Source organism: Streptomyces sp. NPDC007162 (genome assembly GCF_040634175.1).
Classification (GTDB): domain Bacteria; phylum Actinomycetota; class Actinomycetes; order Streptomycetales; family Streptomycetaceae; genus Streptomyces.
Genome location: NZ_JBEYFC010000369.1, coordinates 1 through 9,404, shown reverse-complemented (window position 1 = coordinate 9,404; position 9,404 = coordinate 1). Strand labels below are relative to the sequence as shown.

Sequence of the window (9,404 nt, the reverse complement as noted above, 5' to 3'; positions counted from 1 at the left end):
CTCGTCCGACAGCGTCAACTCGGCCTTCGGCCGCCCCGTCCGTGCCATGGAGCAAGCCTATACATCTGAACAGAATTCCTGACTCAGAAGACTAGGGAGTGTTGCGAAAGTTTCGTCGTTCGCCCGGAGGCGGGCCGCGCGGCGTCAGGTGCGTGCTCTGGGGGAGTGTGCATGGCGTCGCGCGGCAGGCGGGTCAGACCTTGCGGTAGGTGTACGCCTCGGCGGCCGCGGCCGCCACGGTGTCGAGGTCGGCCCCGGTGGCCGCCGTGACGACCGCGGCGACCGCGCCCTCCACGAACGGGGCGTCCACCAGGCGGGCTCCGTCGGGGAGTTCGTCACCCTCGGCGAGCAGTGCCTTCACGGTCAGCACCGCGCTGCCCAGGTCGGTGAGGACGGCCACCCCCGCACCCCGGTCCACGGACATGGCGGCGGCCGCGATCAACTCGGCACTGGTGCCGAGCCCGCCGCCCTCGGTACCGCCGGCCGCGGCGACCGGCACCTCGGTGCCGCCGCCCGCCAGCCCCTTGGCCAGTTCCGCCACGGAAGCCGCCACCTCGGCGCTGTGCGACACGAGGACGACCCCCACCAGCTCGCCGTCACTCACCGGCCGCCTCCTCGAGCGCGGCGACGAGCAACGCCGACGAGGTGGCGCCCGGGTCCTGGTGACCGATGCTGCGCTCACCGAGATAACTGGCCCGGCCCTTGCGGGCCTGCAGCGGAGTCGTCGCCACGGCACCCTCCTCGGCCGCGGCCCGCGCCGCACCGAAGCCGTCGGCGAGCGCGTCGACGGCCGGTACCAGGGCGTCGATCATCGTCTTGTCACCGGGGGCGGCCCCGCCCAGCGCCATCACCTTGTCCACCCCCGCCCGCAGCGCCTCGCCGAACTGCGCCTCACTGACCTCGGCCGCGTCGCCGAGCGCCTTGCCGGTGCTGCGCAGCAGCGTGCCGTACAGCGGTCCGGACGCGCCGCCCACCGTCGAGATCAGCTGGCGACCGGCGAGGGTCAGCACGGCACCCGGAGTGCCGGGCGCGTCCTTCTCCAGCGCGGCCATCACCGCCTTGAACCCGCGCTGGAGGTTACTGCCGTGGTCGGCGTCCCCGATCGGTGAGTCGAGGGCGGTGAGTCGGTCGGCCTCACGGTCGACGGACCTGGCGGTCGCCGCCATCCAGCGGCGGAAGAAATCGGCGTCGAGCACGGGATCTCCTTGCGTGCGGTACGGATGCGGGTCGGTCATGGTGCTCGCTCACATCCCCCAGCGCAGGGCCGCCGTCCGCACCGGCGCCTCCCACAGCCGCAGCAGATCCTCGTCGACCTGGCAGAGGGTGACCGACGCACCGGCCATGTCCAGGGAGGTGACGTAGTTGCCGACCAGGGTGTGGGCCACGCTCACGCCGCGTTCGGCGAGCACCCGCTGCACCTCGGCGTTGAACCCGTACAGTTCCAGGAGCGGCGTCGCGCCCATGCCGTTGACCAGTACGAGCACCGGCCGGTGCGGGGTCATGTCCTCCAGGATGGCGTTGACCGCGAAGTCGGCGATCTCGCCCGAGGTCATCATGGCCCGCCGCTCCCGGCCCGGTTCGCCGTGGATGCCGATGCCCAACTCCAGCTCGCCCGGCGGCAGGTCGAAGGTCGGGGTGCCCTTGGCCGGGGTGGTGCAGGCGCTCAGCGCGACGCCGAAACTGCGGGAGTTCTCGTTCACCTGGCGCCCGATGGACTCCACCCGCTCCAGTGGCTGCCCCTCGGCGGCGGCGGCACCGGCGATCTTCTCCACGAAAAGGGTCGCGCCGGTGCCCCGCCGGCCGGCGGTGTAGAGGCTGTCGGTGACCGCCACGTCGTCGTTGACGAGCACCTTCGCGACCTGGATGCCCTCGTCCTCGGCGAGTTCGGCGGCCATGTCGAAGTTGAGCACGTCACCGGTGTAGTTCTTCACGATGAACAGCACGCCGGCCCCGCTGTCCACGGCCGCGGCGGCCCGGGCCATCTGGTCCGGCACCGGAGACGTGAAGACCTCACCGGGGCAGGCCGCCGACAGCATCCCGGGACCGACGAACCCGCCGTGCAGGGGCTCGTGCCCGGAACCCCCGCCCGACACCAGCGCCACCTGCCCGGCGACGGGCGCGTCCCGCCGTACGATCACCCGGTTCTCCACGTCCACGGCGAGATCGGGATGCGCCGCGGCGATACCCCGCAGCGCATCGGCCACCACGGTCTCCGGAACGTTGATCAGCATCTTCATGGGTGTCTCCTCGCGAGCGTTGTGGATCCTGGCGCTGAGGTGGTCGTTCGTCCCGTCCACTGAAAGTATCGACCTTGCGGCAGCGAAGGTCACCTGTGACGCGAAGCCCTCGCAGGTCCGTCTGCGGACGACCGCGTGGGCGACCTGCGGCGGTCCGGTCAGCAGGTTCCGGGCCCTCGCCTCCGGGGCGCTTCCCGCTGGGGTCGGGCCCCGGTGCGAACGCTGCCCGCCCGGTGCCGTCCCGCACTACGCGGACTTCGCGATACCGGACCGGAGCCCGTCGCGCACTTCGGCGGCTGTCAGGCGGCCCGCGCTTCCGATCGCTGCGCTGTGCCAGGGCGAGGGCGTCCGGGATGCCGCCGCCGAACCCGCCGAACACCTCCGTCGGCGACAGCGGACCGGCCGGACCGCCGACGGTCACCCGACGCCTCCGGACCGCTGGGGTGCCACCCCGGTGCGAGGGCACCGCGGTTCCCGGTTTCCTGAGAACAGGTCGCGGCCACCGTTGTCGACAACCCGTACCGGCGCCGAGGGGGCCGTCGAGGGCGGTGTGCTGCGCCAGATCCGACCCATCCGCCGCAAGACCTCCGTCTCACGGCCGTGCAGCTGTCCTCCCTTGCGTCCTTTGGAGAGTTCCGTGCAATTCAGCCTGCCCAGATCCCGCCGTCTGGTGGCCGCGGTCTTCGCCCTGGCCCTCGGCCTCGGCTCGACCACCCTCACGGCCGCGGCCTCCGACAAGCCGCCATCGTCGGCCGGCGAGCGGATGCCCGCCGGCTTCAGCGAACACAGGACCAAGGTCGCCGGGACCGGCATCGACTACGTGATCGGCGGTCACGGCCCGACCCTGATGCTGGTCCACGGCTACCCGCAGACCTGGTACGAGTGGCGCGGCATCATGCCCGCGCTCGCCGAGCACTACACCGTCATCGCCCCGGACCTGCCCGGCGCGGGCCGCAGCGACGCCCCGGCGTCCGGCTACGACAAGAAGGCCATGGCCGCCACGCTGCACGCGCTCCTGGTGTCGCTCGGCAAGGACCGGGACGTGAACGTCGTCGGCCACGACATCGGCACGATGGTGGCCTACTCCTACGCCGCGCAGTACCCGCACAGCGTCCGGAAGCTCGTCCTCAGCGAGGCCCCGATCCCCGACCCGGGCATCTACGAGCACCCCTCGCTCACGGCCCAGGGCCCCGGGGCGTGGCACTTCGGCTTCTTCTCCTTGCGCACCGGCCTCCCGGAGAGCCTGATCCGGGGCCGCGAGCTGACATGGACGACCGGCTTCATGCGGGGCATCGCCGTCCACAAGGACGCCCTGACCACGGACGACCTCCAGGTCTTCGCCTCCTACCTGCGCGACTACGCACACCTCGAAGCGAGCTTCGCCTGGTTCCGGACGTTCCCGCAGGACATCGCGGACAACGCGCGGTTCCGGAAGAGGCCCCTGACCATGCCGGTCCTCGCGGTCGGCGCCGACGGCAGCCTCGGTTCGTCGGTCGCGAAGCAGGCGCGCCGGTACGCCACCCACGTCACCCCGGCCGTGGTCCGCGACTCCGGCCACTGGATCTACGAGGAGCACCCGAAAGAGATGACCGCCCTGCTGCTGCGCTTCCTGGGCACCCACCGATGACATCTGGAGCAGAAATGACCGACTTCTTCCCGACCTTCGGCCCGACGGCCGAGCGCGAACCCTTCTGGTTCCTCGGCGGCCGGGCCAGGATCCTGCTTCCCGGCACCGCCACCGACAACCGGCTCAGCCTGATGGAGTTCGCCGACCCGGCCGGTCACGCACCCCCGCACCACGTCCACGAGGACGAGGAGGAGGTCTGGTTCGTCCTCGACGGCGAGGTGACGTTCTTCGTCGGCGACCAGCGCCACGACCTGGTGCCCGGACAGGTCGCGTACGGGCCGCGCGGGGTGCCGCACAGCTATCTGGTCCGCTCGCCCGAAGGGGCGCGGATAGCGGTGCTGTTCAGCCCGGCCTGCATCGAGGAGTACTTCCGTGCCAACGGCACCCCGGTGGCCGAGGCCGGGGACCTGCCGCCGGAGTTCGATCTCGGGGCGGTCGTGGCCTCCGCCGAGGCCTTCCGCCTGCGTGTCACCGGACCACCGCCGTCCCTGTGAACCGCACTGTCCCGAAGGAGCGGGCGGGCGACACCGAAGCCGGCCGTGGTCCTGGTCCACGGTGCGTTCGCGGACTCGTCGAGCTGGAACGGAGTGGTATCGCGGCTCGAGCGCCGGCGGCACCCCGTGACGGGCGTCGCGAACCCGCTCAGCAAGCTCCCGCCGGCGCGCCGGCCGGGCAACGACCGCGCCGACGTCGCCCAGATCGACGTACCGACGCTGATCCTGCACGGCACGGCCGACCGGATCCTGCCGATCGACGCGACCGGGCGGCCCTTCCACGCACTGCTGCCCTCGGCCGAGTACGTCGAGATCGCGGGCGCTCCGCACGGCCTGCTGTGGACGCACGCCGAGGAGGTGAACACCGCACTGCTGGCCTTCCTGGGCAAGTAGTCACCCGGCGAGCGGCGAGGCCGCGCACCGGGTGTGTACCGCTCACCCGATCACGGCAGCCGATATGCCGTCGGCGGAGAGAACCGAGGTCTGGAGCTTCGCCCGCACCTCGGCCGCCCACGGGGGATCGATCTCCGTGAGGATGTCCGCCGCCTGCTCCCACACCGCACGAGCGGCCGCGTCGTCGCCGGTCGCCGTGTAGGTGTCGCCGAGCCGGGTGAGGCTGCCGGCCTCGTTGTAACGGTCGCCGTTCCTGCGGAGCATGTGGATGGCCCGCAGGTAACAGGTGTGCGCCCGCCTGAAGTTGCCCAGATGGTGATGGGCGTAGGCAAGGGTGTCCCAGGTGTTGGCCTCGTGCGAGCCGCCTTGATCAGACATTCGTCGGTACAGCGAAAGCGACCGCAGGGCGTCGGTCATGGCCTTGTCGTGTTCGCCGAGTACCGCCTCGTACCAGGCGATCGCGTTCATCGCGTCCGCCTGCCCGCTCAGGTGTCCGGCGACGCGGTACAGGTCGAGGGCGTGCCGGGTCTGCCGTATCGCCTCACCGTGCCTCTCGGTGCGGGTCATCACCCAGCCGAGAGCGCGTCGTGTGTGCGCCTGGCCGAGGTCGTCGCCCAGGGCCTCGAACAGGGACAGGGCGTGGTGCAGGTGGTCTTCGGCCTCGCGGTAGCGGCGGAGCAGTGAACAGGCGCGTCCGAGGCCGCCGTGGGCGTGCGCGACGCCGACGGGGTCGGCGAGCTGCCGGGCCGCGGCGAGAGCGATGTGCTGCAGGTCCGCCCAGTCGTGCCAGTGCCCGAACCGTTCGTGCACCGGGTCCAGCAGCCGCGCCAGTCGCCAGGCGTGGCCGCCGAGCCCGTCGTCCACCGACTGCCGCGCCACTTCCAGCAGGACGAGCCGCTCCGTACTGAACCAGCCGAGGGCGGACTCGGCGTCCCCCAGGGGCACCGGGGACCCCGTCGCCTGCGGCGACGGGGTCGGCGAGGGGAAGACACCCGCCGGATCGAGAAGGGACGCGCTGGCATGCGCGGTGAGCAGGTAGTGATCCACCATGCGGCGCGTCGCGTCGCGCCGTTGCTCCTCGCCGTCCTCGGCACGGGCGAGTTCGTTCGCGTACGCGCGCAGGAGGTCGTGGAAGCGGTACCGGCCCGGGGCCTCCTCGGTGAGGAGATGCGTGCGCGTCAGTTCGGCCAGCAGGGATCGGACCCGGGCGGTCGGGCGGTCCGCGAGTGCGCCGGCCGCGTGCGTCCCGATGTCCGGCCCGGGATGCAGGGACAAGAGCCGGAACAGCCGGGCCGCTTCGCCGGTCAGCGTGTGGTACGACCAGCCGAACACCGTCCGTACGTCTGTCGTCGCGTCGAGGCCGTCGAAGGCGTCGAGGCTTCCGTTCGCCTCCATGAGTTCCGCCGCGATGCCGGACAGGGGGAACGTCGGATTCATCAGGGCGCGGGCCGTGATGATGGACAGCGCCAGTGGCAGCCCGCCGCAGAGGGAGATGATCGTCTCGACGGCAGCGGGTTCGGCGGCCACCCGGTCGGTCCCGAGGCGTCGTACGAGTGACTGCCTGGCGTCCTTCGGGGACAGCAGGTCCAGGGTGAGGGGGTGAGCGCCACCGGCGACCACCAGGCTCGTCAGTCGATTGCGACTGGTGATCAGGACCAGGCAGCCGGCGGCGCCGGGCAGCAGCGGACGAACCTGGTCGGCGTCGCGCGCGTTGTCCAGCAGGACCAGGACGCGCCGGTCCGCGAGGAGGCTCCGATACAGAGCCGCCTGGGCTTCCGGGCTGTCGGGCATCTGCTTGCGGCTGACTCCCAGGGCCTCGAGGAAACCGCGTACGGCTTCCGCCGGGTCCATGGCCGCGCCGTGGAGATCGAATCCCCGCAGATTGACGTAGAGCTGGCCGTCCGGGAACCGGTCCGTCACGCGATGGGCCACCTGGACGGCCAGGGTGGTCTTGCCCACTCCGGCCATGCCGCCGATGGCGTTGATCACCATGGTGGTCCCGGGTCCACCGTCGCCCGAGGCGGCCGGAAGGCGGCGCAGCACGTGCTCGATCTCGGCCTCGCGGCCCGCGAAGTGTTCGTAGGCGGCCGGGAGTTGGGCAGGCCGGGGCAGCGGCACGAGCAGGTCGTCACGAGCCGGCGAGGCTGTCTCGGGAGCGGTGGCCCGGCCGGTTGAGCCAGCACTGTCCGAGGCCGCGAGGGGTGTCGGGACAGTGGGTGCGGACCGCGCACCGAGCACGTCGCGGTGGGCGGCCAGCAGCTCGGGGGACGGCTCGACGCCCAACTCCTCCGCCAGCAGCGCCCGGATCTTCTGGTACGTCTCCAGGGCCTGGGCCTGCTGGCCCGCCAGCGCAAGCGCCCGGATCAGCCGGCCGTGCAGCGGTTCGTCAAGAGGGTGGTCGTCCGCCAGGCCCTGCAGTTGAGCCAGCACCGGTTCCGCGCGGCCGCAACGCAGGCCCGCATCGGCGGCCTCCTTGACCGTGGCCAGACGCTCGCCGTCCAGTCCCGCGAACACGGGGTGGCTGCGGACCTGAGCCGGTATCCCGGCCGCCGCGTGACCGCGCCACAGCGCCAGGGCCCGGGCATACAACTCGAGGGCGAGCGCGGGATCGTCCGCCCGGTCGGCCGCACGCGCCTGCGTGCGCAGGTCACGGAAGCGCAGCAGGTCAAGTGTGGTGGCGTCGACGTCCAGCCGGTATCCGCCGCCCTCTCGGAGCAGCCAGCTCCCGGTCGCCATCCGGGGCAGTCCCGGCTCCAGCACGCGACGCAGCGCCCCCACATAGCGGCGTACGACATTGACCGCGCTCGGCGGCGGATCCTGCCCCCACAGCGTGTCGACGACTTCCGTGGTGCTCACCGGCCGGTCGGCGCTCGCCAGCAGCAACGCCGCGAACGCCTGCTGCTGCGGGGGCCCCAGGCGCAGCTCGGCATCGGCCCGCCAGGCGCGTACCGGACCCAGCACGGCGAAGTGCACCGTCTGTCCCGGGGGGTGGCGCTCCTCCGTGCCGGACGGCCCGGTCGTGGGTCTGGCTGACGGTCTCTGCGTTCCGGCCGCGTGCGTCATAGGGTGGTCGGCCGACCGTACGAGCCGAGCACCATGGTCATGCATCTCCCCGTCCCGAGGCCCCGACCCGCCCTCACGGCCCGCGGCCGATGCGCGTTCCGGCTGTGCCGTCAGGGACCTGCCCCCGGCTCACAGTACCCCGGCCCGCAGGGCGAAGGCAGGTCGTGCGGGGTCGCTGCCGGGCCGCCGCGGGCGTGGACGTCGTCTCACCCGCACGGCCAGTACAGCGCCGTGCCCGCGGTCGCGGCGGTGACCGCGGCCAGCCAGTCGTGGTCGAGGAGGTCCGGCGTGTCGGTGGGGCGGTGGTAGTGCCGATCACGGAAGGTGGCGGTGTTGGTCAGCATGAGCGCCGGGATCCGGCGGTTCCAGAACGCGGCGTGGTCGCTGCGTCCGAGATGGTTCGCCGGTGGCACCGCCAGGCCGATGAGCAGACCCAGCGGCCGTTCGGGACGGCGGTCGCCGAGGGCGATCGAAGGGAGGGCGGGCAGCGCCGGGCCCGGGCACGCGGCCGCGCGCTGCCACAGAGCGGCCGCACCCTGTGTGGAACGCCGGTGGACCACGAGGGTGAAGTCCCCGCGGAAGCGGTGCGCACGGACCTCGCGGGCGGCCTCGGGGAAGGCCGGTGCGAAGCCTGCGGGCAGCCGCTGACCACCCGGCTCGGGCACGAAGTACCCGACCGACTCCGGACAGATCCTGCCCGCCGGCTGTTCACGCCGGTCGGTGAACCGGCGTGCGGCGTACCGCGAGCCGATCACCCCCGGCTCCTCCCTGTCGAAGCACATGAGGGTGACGGGTGGCGGCTCTTCCAGCGCACCGAGCAGCCGGGCGCCACCGCAGGTCGGACGGCTGTCGCTCGACCTGCCATCCGGCTGCCGACAGCTCGGCCGTCACATGACGCTCCGCCTCGGTCATGGCTTCCGGCGCACGCGTACGGCTGTGTGGGCACGACGCCGGCGCGTCGACGTCGCGTCGAAGCCGTGCCGGGTCGACCTGCCCGGCCAGCACCCGCATCGCCGAATCGATCATGTGGAGACTCCGTCCGTCGTGCCGGGCACCGCTGCTCGCCCCGGCCCATGGCCGGAAGTGATCAAAGCCGGTCGGGGTGAATCGCCGGCGTCCTAGAATCCGCATCGTGCGTTTCACAGTTCTGGGGCCCGTCAGAGCCTGGCGAGGTGAAACGGAGCTTAAACCGGGGCCGCCCAAGCGACGAGCTCTGCTGGCCCTGCTCCTGGCGCGGGCGGGGGAGCCCGTTCCGGTCCACGAGATCGTCGACGTGCTCTGGGGCGAGCACGCACCGGCCGGCTCCGTCAATGTGGTGCACCGTCATGTGGGGGCTCTGCGCGCGCTGTTGGACACGGACGAGTCAGGACGCACCACGCCGAGCCGACTCGTACGCGGCTCCGGAGGCTACCGCCTGATTCTCGCTGCGGGGGAACTCGACCTCCAGCGGTTCCGTGCCCTGCGCGACGAGGCGAGTGCGGCCCGGGATCTGGGTGACCCTGCCCGAGCCGCCGTATCACTGATCGAGGCACTCGCCCTGTGGCGCGGCCCCACGGCGTCAGGGATCGCGCCGGAAGTCCGCGCGCATCC

Annotated in this window: 8 protein-coding genes and 2 pseudogenes; 5 read left to right on the top strand and 5 right to left on the bottom strand. The window is 72.2% G+C overall.

Annotated features, from left to right (window positions below):
* Window positions 1–193: 193 nt before the first annotated feature.
* Genes ABZ646_RS32600 through dhaK form a run of 3 tightly spaced genes read right to left on the bottom strand, consistent with a single transcriptional unit; the run spans window position 194 to window position 2,237 of the window.
* Window positions 194–604 (bottom strand): PTS fructose transporter subunit IIA, encoded by a 411-nt coding sequence (locus ABZ646_RS32600; RefSeq protein ID WP_360526894.1) that lies wholly within the window; start codon window positions 602–604, stop codon window positions 194–196.
* Window positions 597–1,196 (bottom strand): dihydroxyacetone kinase subunit DhaL, encoded by a 600-nt coding sequence (dhaL, locus tag ABZ646_RS32595; RefSeq protein ID WP_360526891.1) that lies wholly within the window; start codon window positions 1,194–1,196, stop codon window positions 597–599. Before dhaL ends, ABZ646_RS32600 begins: the two co-directional genes overlap by 8 nt.
* A 48-nt stretch (window positions 1,197–1,244) precedes the next feature.
* Window positions 1,245–2,237: a dihydroxyacetone kinase subunit DhaK gene (dhaK, locus tag ABZ646_RS32590; protein ID WP_360526888.1), complete on the bottom strand. Its 993-nt coding sequence runs from the start codon at window positions 2,235–2,237 to the stop codon at window positions 1,245–1,247.
* Window positions 2,238–2,874: 637 nt separating this feature from the next.
* On the opposite strand from dhaK, the gene ABZ646_RS32585 reads away from it, so the two are divergent.
* The 4 genes and pseudogenes from ABZ646_RS32585 to ABZ646_RS32570 all read left to right on the top strand — a co-directional run.
* Window positions 2,875–3,864 (top strand): alpha/beta hydrolase, encoded by a 990-nt coding sequence (locus ABZ646_RS32585; RefSeq protein WP_360526885.1) that lies wholly within the window; start codon window positions 2,875–2,877, stop codon window positions 3,862–3,864.
* Window positions 3,865–3,878: 14 nt separating this feature from the next.
* On the top strand, window positions 3,879–4,358 hold the full coding sequence (locus ABZ646_RS32580) for a cupin domain-containing protein (RefSeq protein WP_360526882.1): 480 nt from the start codon (window positions 3,879–3,881) through the stop codon (window positions 4,356–4,358).
* Between the two features lie 6 nt (window positions 4,359–4,364).
* A pseudogene (locus ABZ646_RS32575) lies at window positions 4,365–4,508 on the top strand (alpha/beta hydrolase); the annotation flags it as partial.
* A gap of 30 nt (window positions 4,509–4,538) precedes the next feature.
* Window positions 4,539–4,751: pseudogene (locus ABZ646_RS32570) on the top strand (alpha/beta hydrolase); the annotation flags it as partial.
* A gap of 42 nt (window positions 4,752–4,793) precedes the next feature.
* Here ABZ646_RS32570 and ABZ646_RS32565 read toward each other — a convergent pair.
* Together ABZ646_RS32565 and ABZ646_RS32560 are read right to left on the bottom strand one after the other, a co-directional pair.
* Window positions 4,794–7,724, bottom strand: a complete 2,931-nt coding sequence (locus tag ABZ646_RS32565) for a BTAD domain-containing putative transcriptional regulator (protein WP_360526879.1) — start codon at window positions 7,722–7,724, stop codon at window positions 4,794–4,796.
* A 296-nt stretch (window positions 7,725–8,020) separates the two neighbouring features.
* Window positions 8,021–8,569, bottom strand: a complete 549-nt coding sequence (locus tag ABZ646_RS32560) for a M28 family peptidase (protein ID WP_360526876.1) — start codon at window positions 8,567–8,569, stop codon at window positions 8,021–8,023.
* 377 nt (window positions 8,570–8,946) lie between these two features.
* On the opposite strand from ABZ646_RS32560, the gene ABZ646_RS32555 reads away from it, so the two are divergent.
* A partial coding sequence (locus ABZ646_RS32555; protein ID WP_360526873.1) for a winged helix-turn-helix domain-containing protein occupies window positions 8,947–9,404 on the top strand: 458 nt, incomplete at its 3' end.